We start from the raw sequence: 18,732 nt of genomic DNA on the forward strand, positions 1-18,732 counted from the left end.
GCTCCCTCGTGGGGTGACGGCTGCTGCGGGCGGCGGCCCGCTAGTCCTGCTCGCCGGCCGCGGCGGCGCGACCGTACCAGAGCGTGCCCTCGCCGTAGCGGCGGGAGCGGAGCTCCTCGAAGCCCTCGGGCCAGTCGAAGCCGCCGCCGCGGGTGCTGCGCTCCACGGTGACGAGTGCGTCCTCCGTGAGCCAGCCCCCGGCCCGGAGTGTGATCAGCATCTCGCGGACCTCCTCGTCCGTCACCACGTACGGCGGGTCGAGGAAGACCAGGTCGTACGGGGCCTGCGGAGGCGGGCCCGCGATCACCTTCTCGGCCTTGGCCGCCCGCACCTCGGCGCCGGGCAGGCCGATCGTCCGGACGTTCTCCCGGATCACCCGGGCCGCCTGGGCGTCCGCCTCGACCAGCAGGACGTGCTCGGCGCCGCGCGACAGCGCCTCCAGCCCGACCGCGCCCGATCCGCCGAACAGGTCCAGCATCCGGGTTCCGCGCACGGTTCCGTGCAGCGCCTCCAGGGTGGAGAACATCGCCTCGCGGGCCTTGTCGGAGGTCGGTCGGGTGCCCCGGCCGGGCGGTACGGCCAGCCGGCGGCCGCCGGCCGCCCCGGCGATCACGCGGGTCATGGTGGTGGGAGGTCCTTTCGTCGCTGCCCGACCACGCTATCCCGCCCCGACCCGCGGGGGCGCGCCGGTGCCGGACCGGTGCGGCCCGGCGGGACGCTCCCGCCGGACCGCACCGTCACCCACGGGTGGTCAGCTCGCCTCGGAGTCCGCCGCCCGGGCCGGGGCGCTCGCGCCGAGCAGGGCCGGCGAGGCGTAGCGGGACCAGGACAGGCAGCCGTCGGGCGGGCAGAACTCGGGGCGGCGCGGGTCGTGCCCGAGCTCGCGCAGCTTGGTCCGGACGGAGTCGGGCGTGCGGCCGAAGCGGGCGGCGATCCGGGCGACGGTCTCGCCGTCGTGGAAGCGCCGGACCAGCTCCTCCTCGTGCTGCGGCACCCAGGGGGCGCCGTGGCCGGGGTACAGCTCGCGCAGCACGTCGCGGTCGGGGATGGGCTCGGAGACGTCGGCGACGATCGCCAGCGCCCGCAGCGCGCGGTTGAGCGCGATCCGCAGCGAGGCGACGTCCTCGACCGGCAGGCGGAGCCGGCCCGAGGCGAGCGGTGCGGCGGCCGCCCCCTCGCGCCAGCCGGTCAGGGTGAGGGTGACTTCGCGGTCGTCGTCGCTGGCGAGTTCGATCCGGAAGACCTTGTCGCCCAGCGGGAGCTCGTTGAGATGACGAAATGCCATGGCATGACCCCCAAGTGTCGTGCCAGGTACGCACCTTGGAGGTGCGCCCTGAACACCTTCATTCTCTCCCGGGGGTCTGACAATCCGGCTCCGCCGGAACGGCTCAGCCCTTCTCCATGTAGGCCGCGCGGTCCTCGTCGAGCAGGCTCTCCAGCGCGGTGCGCAGCTCCGGGTGGGCGGCGAGCTCCGGGTCCTCGGCGACCAGCCGGGTGGCCTCGGTGCGGGCGGTGAGGATGACCTCCTCGTCTTCCAGCACCGAGAGCACCTTGAGCGAGGACTTCACCCCGGACTGCGCCTGGCCCAGCACGTCGCCCTCGCGGCGCTGTTCGAGGTCGATCCGGGACAGCTCGAAGCCGTCCAGGGTGCCCGCCACCGCGTCCAGCCGGGCCCTCGCGGCGCTGCCCCCCGGCATGTCGCTGACCAGCAGGCACAGGCCCGCCGCGCTGCCGCGGCCGACCCGGCCGCGCAGCTGGTGGAGCTGGGAGACGCCGAAGCGGTCGGCGTCCATGATGACCATCGCGGTGGAGTTGGGGACGTTGACGCCGACCTCGATCACCGTGGTGGCGACCAGCACGTCCACCTCGCCGGCCGCGAACCGGCGCATCACCTCGTCCTTGGCCTCCGGTGCGAGCCGGCCGTGCAGGATCTCCACCCGCAGCCCGGCGAGCGGCCCCCTGACCAGCTTGTCGGCCGTCTCCACCACCGAGAGCGGGGGCCGCCGTTCGTCGCTCGCGGCGCCCGCGTCGGCGACCTCCTCGAAGTCCTCCTCGGCGGCCTTGCGGCGCTTCTTCCCGGAGTCGGCGGCGGGTTCCTCGTCCCCGATCCGGGGGCAGACCACGTACGCCTGGTGGCCCTTGGTGACCTCCTCGCGGACCCGTTCCCAGGCCCTGGTGAGGAAGTTGGGCTTCTCCAGGGCCGGGACGACGTGGGTGGAGATCGGCGAGCGGCCGGCCGGCAGCTGGTCCAGGACGGAGGTCTCCAGGTCCCCGAAGACGGTCATCGCGACGGTGCGCGGGATCGGGGTGGCGGTCATCACCAGCAGGTGCGGCGGCTGCTCGCCCTTGGCGCGCAGCGCGTCCCGCTGCTCGACGCCGAAGCGGTGCTGCTCGTCCACCACGACCAGGCCGAGGTCCTGGAACTGCACCTTGTCCTCGATCAGCGCGTGGGTGCCGATGGCGATCCCGGCGTCCCCGCAGGCCATGTCGAGCAGCGCCTGGCGGCGGGCGGGGACGCCCATCGAGCCGGTCAGCAGCACCACCCGGGTGCCGAGGTCGGAGCCTCCCAGCATGCCGCCCTCGGCGAGGTCCCCCATCATCTCGACGATCGAGCGGTGGTGCTGCTGGGCGAGCACCTCGGTGGGCGCCAGCAGCACCGCCTGGCCGCCCGCGTCCACCACGGCGAGCATGGCGCGCAGGGCGACGAGGGTCTTCCCCGAGCCGACCTCGCCCTGGAGCAGCCGGTGCATCGGGTGCTCGGTGGCCAGGTCGGCGGCGATCTCGGCGGAGACCTTCTGCTGGCCCTCGGTGAGGGTGAACGGCAGCCGGGCGTCGAAGGCGTCCAGCAGGCCGCCCTCGCGGGCCCGGCGCGGCTTGGCGGGCAGCGCGGAGTCGGCTGCCCGGCGCTGGGCGAGGGCGACCTGCAGCACGAAGGCCTCGTCCCAGCGCAGCCGGCTCTGGGCGCGCTCGCGGTCGGCGTGGCCGCGCGGGCGGTGGATCAGCTCCAGCGCCTCGGGCAGCGGGATCAGGTCGTGCCGCTCGCGCAGTTCGGCGGGCAGCGGTTCGCCGACGTCGCCGAGGTGCTTGGTGAGCGCGGTCTCGATGCAGATCGACAGCTTCCAGCTGGGCATCTGCGCGCTGGCGCCGTACACCGGGATGAGCCGGCCGGCGAACTGCCGTGCGGCGTCCGACCCGGCGTCCTCGTCGAGCAGCTGGTAGTCCGGGGAGACCAGTTGGCGGGTCCGGTTGAAGACCCCGACCTTGCCCGCGAACAGGCCCTGGGCGCCGGCCTTGAGCTCCTTCTGCCGCCAGCCCTGGTTGAAGAAGACCAGCGAGAGCCGGCTTCGGCCGTCGGTGACGACGACCTCCAGCCGGTCGCCCTTGCGTCCGCGGAACGGGATCAGGGTGACCTTCTCGATCCGGGCCAGCACGGTGACGTGCTCGTCGACCTCCAGCTCGTCCAGGCTGGTGAGCTGGCCGCGTTCGACGTAGCGGCGCGGATAGTGGTGCAGCAGGTCCCCGACCGTGCGCAGCTTGAGGCTGTCGGCGAGCACCTTCGCGGTGCGGTCGCCGACGAGCTTGGTCAGTGGTTCATCGAGAGCGCCCATCAGGCCCCTGTCTACACCACCGGACGGACAGAACGGCGCTGGTCGCCCGCCCGTCCGCCTCCGGGGCGGCGCTACTCGACCCCGATGAGGAGCGGCGCCGGTTCCTGGCCGCCGTGGAAGACCACCGCGTCCACCTCTGGCCGCCGGTGCCGGACGTGGGCGACCAGCCGTTCGGCGAGCGCCTCGTCGGCGCCTTCGCCGAGGATCAGGGTGACGAGTTCGCCGCCCGCCCCGAGCATCCGGTCCAGCACGCTCTCGCCGACCTCGGCCAGGCCGGCGCCTATCACCGCGACGTCGCCGTCGATCAGCCCGAGCACGTCCCCGGCCTGGCAGACCCCGGCCATCGTCCAGGACTCCCCCTCGGCGACGGCCAGCTCGGCGTACCGGGTGGCCCCGGCGGCGGAGGTCATGGCGACCACGTCCTCGTCGAAGCGGCGGCCGCCCTCGTGCACCGCCAGCGCCGCCAGTCCCTGCACCGGCGAGCGGGTGGGCAGGACGGCGATCCGCACCCCCTCCTCGCGCAGCTGGTCGGCGGCGGCCCCGGCGGCGGCGCGCAGCTCGGGGTCGTTGAGCAGCAGGACGACCTCGCGGGCGGCCGAGCGGCGCACCGCGGCGGCGAGTTCGGCGCTGGCCGGCGGGCGGTCCGGGTCGGCGTGCAGGACGACGGCGCCGGCCTGCTCGCAGAGTTCGGCCAGGCCCCCGCCGGAGACCACCGAGAGCACCGCCCGGGCCCGTTCCTCGCGCTCGCCGGGCTCGGCGGCGCTGCCGGAGCGGGCGGCGGCCTCGGCGAAGTGGGTGATCCGGATCTGGTGCGGGCGCCCGGCCCCGACCCCGGCCTCCACGGCGGCGCCCGCGTCGTCCACGTGGACGTGGACGTTCCACAGGCCGTCGCCGCCGCCGATCACCAGCGAGTCGCCGAGTTCGCCGAGCCGCGCACGCAGCGCGGGCAGCGCCTCGTCGGGGGCGTCCAGCAGATAGATGACCTCGAAGGCGGGGTGGCCGGGGCCGGGCGGCCTGAGATGGGTCTCGCAGCTCTCGACGGCCCGGATGTCGCCGCGCAGCGCGACCGGCCCCATCGGCTGCTGCCCGGCGACGGCGTCGGCGAGCGCGCCGAGGACGGCCACCAGCCCGCGCCCGCCGGCGTCCACCACCCCGTTCTCGGCCAGCACGGCGAGCTGCTCGGGGGTGTGCCGCAGCGCGTCCCGGGCGGCCCGGTAGGCGGTGTCGGCGACCTGCGCGAGCCCGTCCCCGGCCCGTACGGCCTCCCGGGCGGCGACCCGGGCGACGGTCAGCAGGGTGCCCTCGACGGGCTCCGCGACGGCCTGGTACGCGGAGTCGGCGGCCCGCTGCAGGGCGGCCCGCAGCTGTTCGGCGCCGCCGCCCTCGGCCAGCGTCTCGGCGGTGCCGCGCAGCCACTGGGCGAGGATCACCCCGGAGTTGCCGCGGGCGCCGACCAGCGCGCCGCGGGCCATCGCCCGGACCGTGTCGGCCAGCCCGGGGGCCGGGTCGGCGGCGGGGTCGGCGAAGCGGCTCTCCACCTCGGCGGCGGCGGACTCGACGGTCAGGTAGAGGTTGGTGCCGGTGTCGCCGTCCGGGACGGGATAGACGTTGAGCGCGTCGATCTCCTCGCGGGCCTGGCCGAGCGCGCGGAGGGCGAGCTGGCACCAGGTGCGCACGGCCGGGGCGTCGAGCGTGTGCAGCACCAGGTCTCCTCCGGATGGGACGCCGACATGGCCGGGCCATGAACGGCGAGGGGTGATACCGGCAGGTTATCGGGGCCCGGGTGGGGCCGTCCGGACCGGCGACCGGAGCGATCACTCGGCCGGTCATGGTAGTTTCGTGGGACGGAAGCAAGCGTTGTATGCTCTTCCGGTTGCCTGGAACCGTCCAGGCTCACCCCCTTGTCCGGTCTGGTTCACGTGAGTGTTCTGGTGGTTGAGCGGGGTTTTCGAAAGTATCTGATCTGAAGTCTTGGAGTGACTCCTGTGGCTGCCAACTGCGACGTCTGCGGCAAGGGGCCGGGCTTCGGCAACAGCATCTCCCACTCTCACCGCCGTACCCCCCGTCGTTGGAACCCCAACATCCAGACGGTGCGCGCTGTGATTGGGCGGACGCCGAAGCGGCTCAACGTCTGCACCTCGTGCATCAAGGCCGGTAAGGTCTCGCGCTGACGCGCAGACCGGCAAGCCGGTCCTCCAGTGAGCCGGTTCATCCTCGGATGAGCCGGCTTCGCTGTTTCCGTGGCCGGCTACGCCGATTTCCGGACTCACCAGTGGTGGGCGGACTCCATCCAGGAGCCCGCCCACCTCTGTTTTCCCGGGTTCCTCAGCGCCAGCGCCAGGCGTGGTCGACCGGGCCGATGCCGGCGCCCAGGGCGAAGCCCCCGGCGATCGCGCCGGTGATGTACTCCTTGGCCGAGGCCACCGCCCGCGGCAGCGGCTCGCCCTTGGCCAGGCCGGAGGCGATCGCGCTGGCCAGGGTGCAGCCGGTGCCGTGGGTGTGGCGGTTGTCGTAGCGCGGTGCCCGGAACCAGTGCACCTCGTCCGGTCCGCCGTACAGCAGGTCGGCGGCCTCGCCCTCCAGGTGGCCGCCCTTGACCAGCGCCCAGCGCGGCCCGAGGTCGAGCAGTGCCTTGGCGGCGTCCAGCATCTGCGACTCGTCCTCGACGGTCAGCCCGGTGAGCTGGGTCACTTCGTGCAGGTTGGGGGTGGCCAGGGTGGCGACCGGCAGCAGCTTCTCGCGGACGGTCGCGACGGCCTCGGCGACCAGCAGCGCGTCCCCGTGCTTGGAGACCCCGACCGGGTCGACCACCACCGGGGCGTCCACCCCGGCCAGCAGTTCGGCGACGGTCTCGACGAGTTCGACCGAGGCGAGCATGCCGGTCTTCACGGCCTGCACCCCGATGTCGTCCACCACACTGCGGAACTGCGCCCGGACGGCCTTGGCGGGCAGCTCCCAGTAGCCCTGGACGCCGAGCGAGTTCTGCGCGGTGACGGCGGTGATCACGCTCATGCCGTGGACGCCGAGGGCGAGCATCGCCTTGAGGTCAGCCTGGATGCCGGCGCCGCCGCCGGAGTCGGATCCGGCGACGGTGAGCACGCGGGGGGGTGCGGTGGAGGACATGGCCCCAACCTACCCGCGCGGTCTCAGAGCACCGCCTCGGACTCCGCCCAGCGGTCCCGCGGCACCGTCTTCAGCCGCGTCACCGCGTCGCCGATCGGCAGCAGCTCGATGCCGGTCCGGCGCAGCGCGGTGAAGTGCCCGAACGCCCCCCGGTGGACGGCCTCCACGGCGTGCCAGCCGAACCGGGTGGCGAGCACCCGGTCGAGGGCGGTCGGGGTGCCGCCGCGCTGGACGTGGCCGAGGATGACCGGGCGGGCCTCCTTGCCGAGCAGGTTCTCCAGCTCGTGCGCGAGCCGGTTGCCGATCCCGCCGAAGGTCCGGTGGCCGTACTGGTCGACCTCGCCGTGGTCGAAGCGCATGGTGCCGGGCACCGGGCAGGCACCCTCGGCGACGGCGATGATGGCGAACTTCTTGCCGCGCGCGAAGCGGTCCTCGATTATCCGGGCCACCGCCTCGATGTCGAAGGGCTTCTCCGGGATCAGGATGCCGTGGGCGCCACCGGCCATGCCTGCGGTGAGGGTGATCCAGCCGGTGTGCCGGCCCATCAACTCGACCACCATGACGCGCTGGTGGGACTCCGCGGTGGTCTTCAGCCGGTCGATCGCCTCGGTCGCGACGTGGACGGCGGTGTCGAAGCCGAAGGTCATGTCGGTGGCGTCGATGTCGTTGTCGATGGTCTTCGGCACCCCGACCACGGGCAGGCCGGCGTCGCTGAACAGTTTGGCGGCGGTCAGCGTCCCCTCGCCGCCGACCGCGATCAGCGCGTCGATGCCGATCTCCCGGGCCAGCGTCTTGGCGTTCTCCACCGCCCAGGCGATCCGGTCCCGCCGCACCCGGGCCGAGCCCAGGACGGTACCGCCGAGGGTGAGCAGGCCGGTGACGTCGTCGTGGGTGACGGTCCTGGTGCGGCCCTCGATCAGTCCGAGGAAGCCGTCCAGGATGCCGACGATCTCGTCCCCGTGGACGTCGGTGCCCCGGTGCACCACCGAGCGGATCACCGCGTTGAGGCCGGGGCAGTCGCCGCCGCTGGTCAGTACACCGATGCGCATCTGTGGTGTGCTCCCACTCGCAGTGGTTCGGACCATCCGCGCCGGACGGGCGGCTGGGATGGCGCAAGCCTACGCACAACGCACCCGCGAATCCCGTCCCCCGCACACCGGAGCGTCACGCGCCGTCCGCCGTAAGGGGATCCGGGAGGAGCGCCCGCTACTCGGCGAAGTGGTCCCAGCCGCCGACCCGGTCCCAGGGCGCGCCGTCGACCGTCACCCGGCCGCTGCGGCTGCCCGTCGGGCGGCCGGTCACCTCGCCCACCACCCGCCAGCGGGCCGGGAGTTGGACCCCGCGCGGGAAGGTGGCCACGATCGCGTGGTCCTCGCCGCCGGAGAGCACCCAGACCAACGGGTCCACCCCGACCGCCTGGCCGATGTCGGCCATCTGCGCCGGGACGTCGAAGTCGGCGGCCTTGAGGTCGATGTCCACCTGGCTGGCCCGGGCCACGTGGCCGAGGTCGGCGACGAGCCCGTCGCTGACGTCGATCATCGAGGTCGCGCCCAACTCGGCTGCCGCCGGGCCCGCGTGGTACGGCGGTTCGGGCCGGCGGTGCGCCTCGACGAAGGCGCGCGGGGAGCGGAAGCCGCGCTGGAGCACGGTCAGCCCGGCGGCGGACCAGCCGAGCCAGCCGGTCACCGCGATCACGTCGCCGACCTGTGCGCCGGAGCGCGTCACCGCCGCGCGCCCCTGGAGGTCGCCGAGCGCCGTGATGGCCAGCGTGACGGTGTCGCCGCGCACCACGTCGCCGCCGACCACCGTCGCCCCGGCCACCTGGCACTCGTCGCGCAGCCCGTCCATCAACTCGGTCGCCCAGGTGGTCGGCAGGTCCGCGGGGGCGACCAGGCCGAGCAGGATGGCGGTCGGCACCGCCCCCATCGCGGCCACGTCGGCGAGGTTCTGGGCGGCGGCCTTGCGGCCCACGTCGTAGGCGGTGGACCAGTCCCGGCGGAAGTGCCGGTTCTCGATCAGGACGTCCGTGGTCGCCACCACCCGGCCGTCCGGTGCCCGCACCACCGCGGCGTCGTCACCCGGGCCGAGGTCGACCGCATCGGTGAGCGGTACCCGGGCGGTCAGCTCCCTGATGAGGCCGAACTCGCCGAGCTCGCCCACGGTCCCCTGCATCTGCCGTCCTCTCGCGTTTCCATCCGAATCGGCCCCCGTCGCGCTCCCCCGCGCGCAGCGTACGCCCTTCCGGGGCCCCGGGGTCTCCCCTCCCCGGCCCGCTGCGGGGTAGCGTGGTGATCAGACTGCCGGTGAGCCCATCCACCCACACGCCTGACCGGGTGCTCACGGCGGCGATCCCCCCTGAAACCGGCCGCCGGGAGGTCCCCGTGGTACAGGCATACATCCTGATCCAGACCGAGGTTGGGAAGGCCACCTCCGTGGCCCAGACCATTACCGAGATCCCCGGCGTGCTCACCGCCGAGGACGTCACCGGCCCCTACGACGTGATCGTCAAGGCCGAGGCCGGCACGGTCGACGAGCTGGGCCGCATGGTGGTGGCCCGGGTCCAGAAGGTCGAGGGCATCACCCGCACCCTCACCTGCCCCGTGGTGCACCTCTAGCCGAGCCCGTGGGCCGGTCCGTGGGCCGGGGCGTGGGCCGGGGCGGGCCGGCGCCCGGGAGCCCGGGCGTGTAAGGCCCGGTTACCATCGGCGGGTGGCCAGAGAACTGCGCGTCCCCAAGGCGCTGACCGCCCTGCCGGCCCCGGTCCGCTGGCTGGCCCTGCCTGTCGCCCTGACCTGCACGGTCGTGGCACTGGTGGGCAGCTGGGGCCCGGCCGACCGGGCCGTCGAGGTCCCGGACCCGACCGGTCGGGCGGCCGGCTACTGCAGGGCCCTGGCCGCCGCGCTGCCGAAGGAGCTGCTCGGGCACGCCCGCAAGGACCCGTCGCCCGCCTCGCCGTACGTGGCCGTCTGGGACAGCTCGCCCCGGACGGTCCTGCGCTGCGGCGTCGACCGGCCCGAGGAGCTGGACGGGCCGCACGCCAAGGACCTGTCCCCGACCGTCGACGACCTCACCTGGTGGTCGCAGAAGCTGGACGACGGGAGCTACCGCCTGGTCGCGACCATGCGCGCGGCCTACGTCGAGGTGATCTCCCCGCCCGGCGTCTACAGCAGCCCGCTGGACCCGGCCGCCGCACTCACCCCGCTGGTCAAGGCCAACATCCCCGGCTGAGCACGACGAACGGAGGGCGGGCCGGGAAGCTCCCGGCCCGCCCTCCGCCGTACGGCCCGCTAGCGCAGCCCGGTCGAACGGCGCAGCGCGGCGCCGAGCAGCCGGTCGATCAGCTCCGGGTACGGGACCCCACTGGCCGCCCACATCTTCGGGTAGGCCGAGATCGGCGTGAAGCCGGGCATGGTGTTGACCTCGTTGATCATCCAGGTGCCGTCCTCCAGCAGGAAGAAGTCCACCCGGGCCAGGCCCTCGCAGCCGAGCGCCTCGAAGGCCTCGATCGCCTGGCGCTGGATCTCGGCGAGCTCCCCGGCGCTCAGGTCCGCCGGGATCTTCACGTCCGAGGAGTCGATGTACTTGGCCTCGAAGTCGTAGAAGTCGAAGCCCTCGCCGACCAGGATCTCGCCGGCCACGCTGGCCCGCGGGCCGTCCTCGAACTCCAGCACGCCGCACTCGATCTCGCGGCCGGTCACGCCCGCCTCGATGATCAGCTTGGGGTCGTGCCGACGGGCCTCCTCGATCGCGGCGTCGAGGTCGGCCGGGTCCTTCACCTTGGTGATGCCGATGCTGGAGCCGGCCCGGCAGGGCTTCACGAACACCGGCAGGCCCAGCTCGGCGGCCCGCTCGCGCACCGCGGCGCGGCCCTCCTCGGACTCCCAGTCGCGCGGCCGCACGATGGTGTAGCGGCCGACCTCCAGACCGTGCGAGGCCAGGATCCGCTTGGCGAACTCCTTGTCCATGCCGGCCGCGCTGGCCAGCACGCCGTTGCCGACGTACGGGACGCCGGAGAGCTCCAGCAGACCCTGGAGCGTGCCGTCCTCGCCCCACGGGCCGTGCAGCAGCGGGAACACCACGTCGACCTCGCCGAGGGCCTTGGGGGCGCTGCCCGGCTCGGTCAGGACCACCTCGCGGTTGCCCGGGGCGACCGGCAGCGCGACCTGGCCGTCGACACCCTCGGCGACGTGCGCCACGTCCGGCAGCCGTCCGTCGGTGATGGCCATCCGGGCCGGCTCGTCGCTGGTCAGCGCCCAGCGGCCCTCGTGCGTGATGCCGATCGGCAGCACGTCGTACTTGTCGCGGTCGATCGCCCTGAGCACACTGCCCGCGGTGGAGACCGAGATGGCGTGCTCGGAGCTGCGCCCGCCGAAGACCAGCGCGACGCGCGGCTTCCGGTCGGGCCGGTTCGGGGAGGTCTGTTCGATGCTCATATCGGGTTTGAGACTACCGTGCGAGGCCCGGGCGGACGGCGAGCGGCGCCCGGGAGCCGGCGGCACCGGGGGAACCGGACGCCGCCGAGCCCCGGCCCTACAGACTCAGCGCCGCTCCGGCTTCGCCGAACGCGACATCAGCGCCTGCAGGACCTCCTTGATCGGCCGCTCGTTGTGCACCACGTCCACCACGGCCTCGACGATCGGCATGTCGACCCCGTTGCGCCGGGCCAGGTCCAGCACCGACTCGCAGGACTTGACGCCCTCGGCGGTCTGCCGGGTGGCCGCGATGGTCTCCGCGAGCGACATGCCCCGGCCCAGGTTCATGCCGAAGGTGTTGTTGCGCGACAGCGGCGAGGAGCAGGTGGCCACCAGGTCGCCCATCCCGGCCAGTCCCGCGAAGGTGTGCGGGTCCGCGCCCAGCACCTCGCCGAGCCGGGTGGTCTCGGCCAGCCCGCGGGTGATCAGGGTGGCCTTGGTGTTGTCGCCGAGCCCCATGCCGGCCGCCATGCCGACCGCCAGGCCGATCACGTTCTTGACCGCGCCGCCGAGTTCGCAGCCCACCACGTCGGTGTTGGTGTACGGCCGGAAGTACGGCGTGTGGCAGGCCGCCTGGAGCCGCTTGGCGACCGTCTCGTCGGAGCAGGCGACCACACTGGCCGCGGGCTGCCGGTTGGCGATCTCCCTGGCCAGGTTGGGCCCGCTGACCACCGCGACGCGCTCCGGGCCGACGCCGGTGACCTCGTCGATCACCTCGCTCATCCGCTTGGCGGTGCCGAGTTCGATGCCCTTCATCAGGCTCACCAGCACGGTCTGCGGCTCGATCAGCGGCGTCCAGGCCGCCAGGTTGTCGCGCAGGGTCTGCGAGGGCACCACGAGCACCGCGAAGTCGGCGCCGGCCAGCGCCTCGGCGGCGTCGGTGGTGGCCCGCACGGTGTCGGGCAGCCGGACGCCCGGCAGGTAGTCCGGGTTCTCGTGGGTGGAGTTGACGGCGTCCACCAGTTCCTGGCGGCGGGCCCACAGCACGACCTCGCAGCCCGCGTCGGCGAGCACCAGCGCGAACGCGGTGCCCCAGGAGCCGGTCCCCATCACGGCGCAGCGGGTCACTTGCCCTCCTCGGTGCCCTTGGTCCGCTCACCCTTGGCGCGCCGGCGCTCGGCCAGCGCGGCCGCGGCACGCTCCCGGGCGGCCTTGCGCATGTCGTAGCGCTCGGCCGGCGGTTCCTCTCCCCGGACCTCGGCCAGCACGGCGGTGATCGCCGTCATGATGTCCTCGGTCGCGTCGGCGAGCACCTGGGCGGTGAGCTCCTGCCCCCGGTACTTGCTGAGGTCCACCGGCGGCCCGGCCGCGACGGTGACCTTGTGCCGCGGGAAGAGGTTGAACTTGCCCTTCCCGTAACCGGGCCGGCCGTACGGCGGGATGATCTCGTGGGCGCCCCAGTGCGCGACCGGGATGACCGGCGCACCGGTCATCAGCGCGACCCGGGCGACCCCGCTCTTGCCGGTCATCGGCCACAGGTCGGGGTCCCGGGTGAGCGTGCCCTCCGGGTAGAACTGCACGCACTGGCCGCCGTTGATCGCGTCGATCGCGGCCCGGAACGCCCGCGCGGCGTCGGTGGACTCACGGAACACCGGAATCTGGCCGGTCTTGCGCAGCATGAATCCGATGAAGGGGATCGAGAACAGCGAGGACTTGCCGAGAATGCGCGGCGGACGTCCGCTGTTGTACTGCCAGTGCGCGTAGATCACCGGGTCGATGATCGAATTGTGGTTCACCGCGGCGATGAAACCGCCGTTCTTCGGAATGTGCTCCCAGCCCCGCCAGTCGGGCTTCACCAAGGCGGTCGTCACCGGTTTCACCAGCACGGCCGCGAAGCGGTACCAGATGCCGTAGTCGGCGTTGCCGAACTTGGCGTACGAGCGGCGGGCCACCCCAGCTCCTTCTCATCCGACGCGGCACGGATCACCGCGGTCATGGCTTCCCGGTGCCGCGCACCGTTTCCGCCGGTGCCCGGGCCACGGGCGCGGAACAGTGTCGCCCGCCCGCTCACCGGCTGTCGAGCAACCGCGCCAACCCGCCCGGCGGGCGTGATCAAACGCACGTCCGCACAGCTCGAACGGCCTGGCGAGGGCTCCGGGACCGGCGACACAATGACGCCGATGACCCAGGACACCGTACGCCCCAGTGGGCCCGTCGCGCCCCCCGCACCCACGGCCGACTGGTCGCTGGTGCTTCCGCTCAAGCCGCTCGACCTGGCCAAGAGCAGACTGGCCCCGTACGCCGGAGCGCACCGGGCCGACCTGGCACTGTCCTTCGCCCTGGACACCGTCGGCGCCGCCCTGGCCACTCCGGGCGTCGGCCGGGTCCTGGTGGTCACCCGCGACGCCGGGGCCGGCGCCCGGCTCGCCGCGCTCGGCGCCCTGGTGGTCGCCGACGAGCCCGGCGGCGGCCTCAACCGGGCGCTGGCGCACGGCGCCGCGCGGGCCCGGGCGCTGGCCCCGCTGGCTCCGCTGGCCGCGCTCTCGGCCGACCTCCCGGCCCTGCGCCCGGCCGAACTCGCCCGGGTACTGGGCGCGGTGCCGCCCGACGGCCGGGCCTTCCTGCCGGACTCCCCCGGCCTCGGCACCACGCTGCTCGCCTGCGGCCCCGGCCGCCCGCTCTCCCCCGCCTTCGGGGACGGCTCCCGGGCCCGGCACGCGGCCGGCGGGGCGCTCGAACTGCGCCTCGCGGACGTGGAGTCGGTGCGCCGGGACGTGGACACCGGGACGGACCTCGGCGAGGCCGCGGCACTCGGCCTCGGCCCGCACACCAGCGCGCTGTTCGCCCTCCTGAGCACGCGCTGAACCCGTCCTCAGCCCGTGCCAAGCCCGTCCTGAGCCCGCGCCGAGCCCGCTGCGAGTCGTTCCCGAGCCCGCCCGGATCCCGCCCCGGCCCCCTCCGGGACGCCGCCCGACCCGCTCCCGGGCCTGGGACAGGTCTGACAATTCCCGTCGCCCGCCTGGCGCGAATCGTCAGACCCGCCCCAGGACGGCCCGCTCGCTATGCTGCTCGCATGCAGGCCACCGCGTTCACCTTCGACCCCGCCACCCGGGCCGGCTCCGTGCTGCTCGACGACGGGACCCCGGTGCCGTTCGACGCGGCCGCCTTCGACGCCGGCGGCCTGCGGCTGCTGCGCCCCGGCCAGCGGGTACGGATCCGCACCGAGGGCGCCGGCGAGGCCCGCCGGGTGGTCTTCGTGACGCTCCAGACCTTCCCCGACCCCGCCGAGGCCTGACCGGCCCGACCGGCCCCCGCCCAGGCCGCCGGCCCGCTCCCCGCCACGTCGCCCCGGACGCCACCGCGCCGCCGTGCGCCGCCGATTCCTGACCGAGCGCCCGGAAACCGAAAGAGCCGCGGCGCCCGGTCTCCGTGAATTCACGGAAGGGGTGCCGCGGCTCTTGGCCGAAGGCCGTCCGAGGACGGTCGCGCGGGACTTACTTGGCAGAGGTCTTGCGCGCGGTGGTCTTGCGGGTGGCGGTCTTCTTCGCCGGAGCCGTCTTCTTGGCCGTGGCGGTCGCCTTCTTGGCGGTGGCCGTGGTCTTCTTGGCGGCAGCCGTGGTGGTCGCCTTCTTCGCCGCGGCCGTCTTCTTGGTCGCGGCGGCCTTGGTCGCGGTCGCCGTGGTCTTCTTGGCGGCGGTGGTCTTCGCGACCGTGGTCTTCGCGGCCGTGGTCTTCGCGGTCGCCTTCTTGGCGGTGGCCGTGGTCTTCTTGGCGGCGGCCGTGGTGGCGGCCTTCTTGGCGGCAGCCGTGGTCGCCGTCTTCTTGGCGGCGGCCTTCTTGGCGGCCGGAGCGGCGGCGGCAGCGGCGGCACGCTTGGTGGCGGCACGCTTGGCGGCCGGGGTGGCGGCGACACCGCTCTTGCCCGGGGTGAGGGAGCCCTTGGGCGCCTTCTTCACCGAGGGGCCTTCCTTCGGCAGCTTCTTGCTGCCGCTGACCAGGTCCTTGAAGCCCTGACCCGGACGGAAGCGCGGGACCGAGGTCTTCTTGACCTTGACCCGCTCGCCGGTCTGCGGGTTGCGGGCGAAGCGCGCGGAGCGCTCCACCTTCTCGAAGGTGCCGAACCCGGTGACCGAAACCCGGTCACCGGCCACAACGGCACGGACCATGGTGTCGAGCACTGCGTCGACGGCCTCTGCGGCAGCCTTGCGACCGCCCAGCTGCTCGGCCACCGCTTCGACAAGCTGAGCCTTGTTCACGTCTTCCCCTTCGGAAACGGGCGCCGGATGATTCCATCCGTTCTTTTCGCACGTTAGGTATGTATCTGCGGACTTTCAATTACCAAACGCGCGAATCACCCTAGTGTCGCAATGGATTTGCGCGTCGGCGACCTCAGTCGAGCGGCGGGGGCCGCTCGTCGAGGTCATGTACAAAGCGACTCAACCGCCTTGCCGCCTCCGGAAGATCGCGCTTGGCGGTCTCGGTGACGATGAGGAGTTGCCGGGTGAGAGCGGTCTTTGCATCGGCAGACACGTTCAGCGCATGCACGCGGGCGTGAGCTTGCTTCAACCGCTCGGCCACGAGCGCGTAGAGCGCTGCGACTTCCTGGTCGTCCGGCCCCTCAGCTGGTGCGGAGGTGACGTCCGGCCGGTCGTCAATTCGGCGTTCGGATGGCCGGCCCCTGGAGTCCTCAGCCGCGGGTTCGCCGCCCGCGTACGGAGGTTCATGGTGCCGGTGCATGTACTGATTGTGCCATCTACCCGCAGTTGTACTTGCGCGGGCCCCTCTTCCGCAAAGCCAAATGGGCAATCCGGGGCGGGCCGCGGCGCTAACTCGTGCTCCGGAACGACGGATGGCCCGGCCCCCCCGAGGGGGGCGCGGGCCATCCGGTGGATCGTCAGAATGCTTGTTCTGAGGGGAACTCAGGCGGCAGGCAGAGTACGGGGCTTGAAGCTCGGGCGGGTCTCCTCGAAGGCCGCGATGTCGGCCTCGTTCCGCAGCGTGATGCTGATGTCGTCCAGGCCGTTGAGCAGCCGCCACCGCACGTTGTCGTCCAGTTCGAAGGCCGCCGTGACGCCTTCGGCACGCACTTCGCGCGCCTCCAGGTCGACGGTGATCTCGGCCGAGGGGTCACTCTCCGTGAGCGCCCAGAGCCGCTCCACGGTCTCCTGCGGCAGGACGACCGTCAGCAGGCCGTTCTTCAGGGAGTTGCCCCGGAAGATGTCGGCGAAGCGCGACGAGATGACCGCGTGGAAGCCGTGGTTCTGGAGCGCCCAGACGGCGTGCTCCCGGGAGGAGCCGGTGCCGAACTCGGGGCCGGCCACCAGGACCGTGGCGCCCTGCCGCTCGGGCCGGTTGAGGACGAACTCCTCGTCCTTGCGCCAGGCCTCGAACAGGCCGTCCTCGAAGCCGGATCGGGTGACCTTCTTGAGCCAGTGGGCCGGGATGATCTGGTCGGTGTCCACGTTGCTGCGGCGCAGCGGGACGGCCCGGCCGGTGTGGGTGGTGAACTTCTCCATGGCTCAGGCCTCCACGGCTGCGACGTCGGCGGTCAGGTCGGCGGGGGCCGCGAGGCGGCCCAGGACGGCGGTCGCGGCGGCGACCTGCGGGGAGACCAGGTGGGTGCGGCCGCCCTTGCCCTGCCGGCCCTCGAAGTTGCGGTTCGAGGTGGAGGCGCAGCGCTCCCCCGGGGCGAGCTGGTCGGGGTTCATGCCCAGGCACATCGAGCATCCCGCGTGGCGCCATTCGGCACCGGCCGCGGTGAACACCTTGTCCAGCCCCTCCTCGACGGCCTGCAGGGCGACCCGGACGGACCCGGGGACGACCAGCATCCGCACGCCGTCGGCGATCCGGCGTCCCTCCAGGACGGCGGCGGCGGCCCGCAGGTCCTCGATCCGGCCGTTGGTGCAGGAGCCGACGAAGACGGCGTCGACGGCCACCTCGCGCAGCGGGGTACCGGCCTCCAGGCCCATGTACCGCAGGGCGTTCTCGGCGGCCACGCGCTCCTGCGGGTCGGCGAAGGAGGCCGGGTCCGGCACGTTCGAGCCCAGCGGGGCGCCCTGACCGGGGTTGGTGCCCCAGGTGACGAACGGGGTCAGCTCGCTCGCGTCGATGAAGATCTCGTGGTCGAAGACCGCGTCCTCGTCGGTGCCCAGGGTCTTCCAGTACTCGACGGCGGCGTCCCAGTCCTCGCCCTGCGGGGCGTGCGGACGGCCCTGGAGGTACGCGAAGGTGGTCTCGTCCGGAGCGATCATGCCCGCCCGGGCGCCGGCCTCGATCGACATGTTGCAGATGGTCATCCGGGCCTCCATGGACAGGCCCCGGATCGCCGAACCGCGGTACTCCAGGACGTAGCCCTGGCCGCCGCCGGTGCCGATCTTCGCGATGACGGCCAGGATCAGGTCCTTGGCGGTGACGCCCTCGGGCAGTTCGCCCTCGACGGTGACCGCCATGGTCCGGAACGGCGCCAGCGGCAGGGTCTGGGTGGCCAGCACGTGCTCGACCTGGCTGGTGCCGATGCCGAACGCCAGTGCGCCGAAGGCGCCGTGGGTGGAGGTGTGGGAGTCGCCGCAGACCACGGTCATGCCGGGCTGGGTCAGGCCGAGCTGCGGGCCGACGACGTGCACGACGCCCTGCTCGACGTCGCCGAGCGAGTGGATCCGGACGCCGAACTCGGCGGCGTTCCTGCGCAGGGTCTCCAGCTGCACCTTGGAGACCGGGTCGGCGATCGGCTTGTCGATGTCCAGGGTGGGGGTGTTGTGGTCCTCGGTGGCGATCGTCAGATCGGTGCGGCGGACCGTGCGGCCGGCCAGCCGCAGCCCGTCGAAGGCCTGTGGGCTGGTGACCTCGTGGAGCAGGTGCAGGTCGATGAAGAGGAGGTCGGGCTCACCCTCCGCACGCCGCACGACGTGGTCGTCCCAGACCTTCTCTGCGAGTGTCCGTCCCATCGGATTCCCTCCAGCCGGCCGCGCTGCCGGCCTTCTCGTGTCGTCGAGTGTCGTCGAGTGTCGTCGAGGTCAAAGCGGGTGAGCCGCCCGCGAGACTTCCGGGCCGCTCCCGTCCAGAGTGGCGCTTTTCGCCGGAGATTGAACTTGTGTCTCGCGGAGTGAGACCGCGGTCTTAGCGCATGGACAGCCCGGAGGCCCGCGCGGAGGCCCTCCCCGCACCGGCCGGCCGGGCCCCGCGGAACGCCGAAAGGGCCCCACCCGCGACCGGGTGGGGCCCTTTCGGGAAGCCTCCACTGCACAACGAAAAAGACCCCGGGGAACCGGGGTCTTTCCAATTTCTGGCTGGGGTACCAGGACTCGAACCTAGACTAAATGAACCAGAATCACTCGTGCTGCCAATTACACCATACCCCAACACAAAGCAAGGGCCGATGGGCGAGCCCATCGGCTTCCTGCTCTGAAGTACCCCCGACCGGATTCGAACCGGCGCTACTGCCGTGAGAGGGCAGCGTGCTAGGCCGCTACACAACGGGGGCTTTCCTGGTGATCCCTCGCGGGACCGGTTGATCCCTTGCGGGATCAGTACCCCCGACCGGATTCGAACCGGCGCTACTGCCGTGAGAGGGCAGCGTGCTAGGCCGCTAC

At 73.0% G+C, this 18,732-nt stretch carries 19 protein-coding genes and 2 tRNA genes; 5 read left to right on the top strand and 16 right to left on the bottom strand.

Annotated elements, in window-relative coordinates; genetic code table 11:
- Positions 1 to 40 precede the first annotated feature (40 nt).
- The 4 genes from rsmD to ACIQ87_RS38440 all read right to left on the bottom strand — a co-directional run bounded on the left by rsmD (position 41) and on the right by ACIQ87_RS38440 (position 5,311).
- Positions 41 to 622 (bottom strand): 16S rRNA (guanine(966)-N(2))-methyltransferase RsmD, encoded by a 582-nt coding sequence (gene rsmD, locus ACIQ87_RS38425; RefSeq protein ID WP_402416587.1) that lies wholly within the window; start codon positions 620 to 622, stop codon positions 41 to 43.
- Between the two features lie 129 nt (positions 623 to 751).
- Complete coding sequence (locus ACIQ87_RS38430; RefSeq protein WP_402416590.1) at positions 752 to 1,285, bottom strand: hypothetical protein; 534 nt, start codon at positions 1,283 to 1,285, stop codon at positions 752 to 754.
- A 103-nt stretch (positions 1,286 to 1,388) separates the two neighbouring features.
- Positions 1,389 to 3,608 (bottom strand): ATP-dependent DNA helicase RecG, encoded by a 2,220-nt coding sequence (recG, locus tag ACIQ87_RS38435; protein WP_402416593.1) that lies wholly within the window; start codon positions 3,606 to 3,608, stop codon positions 1,389 to 1,391.
- Between the two features lie 71 nt (positions 3,609 to 3,679).
- Positions 3,680 to 5,311, bottom strand: coding sequence for a DAK2 domain-containing protein (locus ACIQ87_RS38440; RefSeq protein WP_402416596.1), 1,632 nt, complete (start codon positions 5,309 to 5,311; stop codon positions 3,680 to 3,682).
- Between the two features lie 282 nt (positions 5,312 to 5,593).
- On the opposite strand from ACIQ87_RS38440, the gene rpmB reads away from it, so the two are divergent.
- Positions 5,594 to 5,779, top strand: coding sequence for a 50S ribosomal protein L28 (gene rpmB, locus ACIQ87_RS38445; protein WP_014138233.1), 186 nt, complete (start codon positions 5,594 to 5,596; stop codon positions 5,777 to 5,779).
- Between the two features lie 154 nt (positions 5,780 to 5,933).
- Here rpmB and thiD read toward each other — a convergent pair whose 3' ends face one another.
- The 3 genes from thiD to ACIQ87_RS38460 all read right to left on the bottom strand — a co-directional run bounded on the left by thiD (position 5,934) and on the right by ACIQ87_RS38460 (position 8,903).
- Entirely contained in the window at positions 5,934 to 6,731 is a 798-nt protein-coding gene (gene thiD, locus ACIQ87_RS38450) for a bifunctional hydroxymethylpyrimidine kinase/phosphomethylpyrimidine kinase (protein WP_402416598.1), read from the bottom strand.
- A gap of 23 nt (positions 6,732 to 6,754) precedes the next feature.
- Positions 6,755 to 7,780, bottom strand: a complete 1,026-nt coding sequence (locus ACIQ87_RS38455) for an ATP-dependent 6-phosphofructokinase (protein WP_402416601.1) — start codon at positions 7,778 to 7,780, stop codon at positions 6,755 to 6,757.
- 157 nt (positions 7,781 to 7,937) lie between these two features.
- A complete protein-coding gene (locus tag ACIQ87_RS38460; RefSeq protein ID WP_392883842.1) occupies positions 7,938 to 8,903 on the bottom strand; it encodes a thiamine-phosphate kinase in 966 nt (321 codons plus the stop codon).
- A 209-nt stretch (positions 8,904 to 9,112) separates the two neighbouring features.
- Between ACIQ87_RS38460 and ACIQ87_RS38465 the strand changes: the two genes are divergently transcribed.
- Both ACIQ87_RS38465 and ACIQ87_RS38470 read left to right on the top strand, forming a co-directional pair.
- Positions 9,113 to 9,346, top strand: a complete 234-nt coding sequence (locus ACIQ87_RS38465) for an Lrp/AsnC family transcriptional regulator (RefSeq protein ID WP_402416604.1) — start codon at positions 9,113 to 9,115, stop codon at positions 9,344 to 9,346.
- A gap of 94 nt (positions 9,347 to 9,440) precedes the next feature.
- Positions 9,441 to 9,959, top strand: a complete 519-nt coding sequence (locus ACIQ87_RS38470; RefSeq protein WP_402416606.1) for a DUF3515 family protein — start codon at positions 9,441 to 9,443, stop codon at positions 9,957 to 9,959.
- A 59-nt stretch (positions 9,960 to 10,018) separates the two neighbouring features.
- Here ACIQ87_RS38470 and ACIQ87_RS38475 read toward each other — a convergent pair whose 3' ends face one another.
- The 3 genes from ACIQ87_RS38475 to ACIQ87_RS38485 form a co-directional block, all read right to left on the bottom strand.
- Positions 10,019 to 11,164 carry a D-alanine--D-alanine ligase family protein gene (locus ACIQ87_RS38475; protein ID WP_402416609.1) on the bottom strand — a complete coding sequence of 382 codons (1,146 nt, stop codon included), beginning with the start codon at positions 11,162 to 11,164 and terminating at the stop codon, positions 10,019 to 10,021.
- 105 nt (positions 11,165 to 11,269) lie between these two features.
- A complete protein-coding gene (locus ACIQ87_RS38480; RefSeq protein ID WP_402416612.1) occupies positions 11,270 to 12,271 on the bottom strand; it encodes an NAD(P)H-dependent glycerol-3-phosphate dehydrogenase in 1,002 nt (333 codons plus the stop codon).
- A complete protein-coding gene (locus ACIQ87_RS38485; RefSeq protein WP_402416614.1) occupies positions 12,268 to 13,095 on the bottom strand; it encodes a lysophospholipid acyltransferase family protein in 828 nt (275 codons plus the stop codon). Before ACIQ87_RS38485 ends, ACIQ87_RS38480 begins: the two co-directional genes overlap by 4 nt.
- A gap of 228 nt (positions 13,096 to 13,323) precedes the next feature.
- On the opposite strand from ACIQ87_RS38485, the gene cofC reads away from it, so the two are divergent.
- Together cofC and ACIQ87_RS38495 are read left to right on the top strand one after the other, a co-directional pair.
- Positions 13,324 to 14,007 carry a 2-phospho-L-lactate guanylyltransferase gene (gene cofC, locus ACIQ87_RS38490; protein WP_402416616.1) on the top strand — a complete coding sequence of 228 codons (684 nt, stop codon included), beginning with the start codon at positions 13,324 to 13,326 and terminating at the stop codon, positions 14,005 to 14,007.
- Positions 14,008 to 14,216: 209 nt separating this feature from the next.
- The gene (locus tag ACIQ87_RS38495) at positions 14,217 to 14,438 is read left to right on the top strand and encodes a hypothetical protein (protein ID WP_402416619.1); all 222 of its coding nucleotides are present in this window, start codon (positions 14,217 to 14,219) and stop codon (positions 14,436 to 14,438) included.
- 199 nt (positions 14,439 to 14,637) lie between these two features.
- Here the strand turns inward: ACIQ87_RS38495 and ACIQ87_RS38500 are convergent, their stop codons facing one another.
- The 6 genes from ACIQ87_RS38500 to ACIQ87_RS38525 form a co-directional block, all read right to left on the bottom strand.
- The gene (locus tag ACIQ87_RS38500; RefSeq protein WP_402416622.1) at positions 14,638 to 15,399 is read right to left on the bottom strand and encodes an HU family DNA-binding protein; all 762 of its coding nucleotides are present in this window, start codon (positions 15,397 to 15,399) and stop codon (positions 14,638 to 14,640) included.
- A 133-nt stretch (positions 15,400 to 15,532) separates the two neighbouring features.
- Positions 15,533 to 15,880, bottom strand: a complete 348-nt coding sequence (locus ACIQ87_RS38505) for a hypothetical protein (RefSeq protein ID WP_402416625.1) — start codon at positions 15,878 to 15,880, stop codon at positions 15,533 to 15,535.
- 182 nt (positions 15,881 to 16,062) lie between these two features.
- The gene (gene leuD / locus ACIQ87_RS38510; RefSeq protein WP_402416626.1) at positions 16,063 to 16,659 is read right to left on the bottom strand and encodes a 3-isopropylmalate dehydratase small subunit; all 597 of its coding nucleotides are present in this window, start codon (positions 16,657 to 16,659) and stop codon (positions 16,063 to 16,065) included.
- Positions 16,660 to 16,662: 3 nt separating this feature from the next.
- Positions 16,663 to 18,087 (bottom strand): 3-isopropylmalate dehydratase large subunit, encoded by a 1,425-nt coding sequence (gene leuC, locus ACIQ87_RS38515; RefSeq protein ID WP_402416629.1) that lies wholly within the window; start codon positions 18,085 to 18,087, stop codon positions 16,663 to 16,665.
- A 339-nt stretch (positions 18,088 to 18,426) separates the two neighbouring features.
- Positions 18,427 to 18,501 (bottom strand) — tRNA-Gln (locus tag ACIQ87_RS38520).
- Positions 18,502 to 18,550: 49 nt separating this feature from the next.
- A tRNA-Glu gene (locus tag ACIQ87_RS38525) sits at positions 18,551 to 18,623 on the bottom strand.
- Positions 18,624 to 18,732 lie beyond the last annotated feature (109 nt).

The sequence above is a fragment of the Kitasatospora sp. NPDC096204 genome, assembly GCF_044763205.1.
Classification (GTDB): Bacteria; Actinomycetota; Actinomycetes; order Streptomycetales; family Streptomycetaceae; genus Kitasatospora.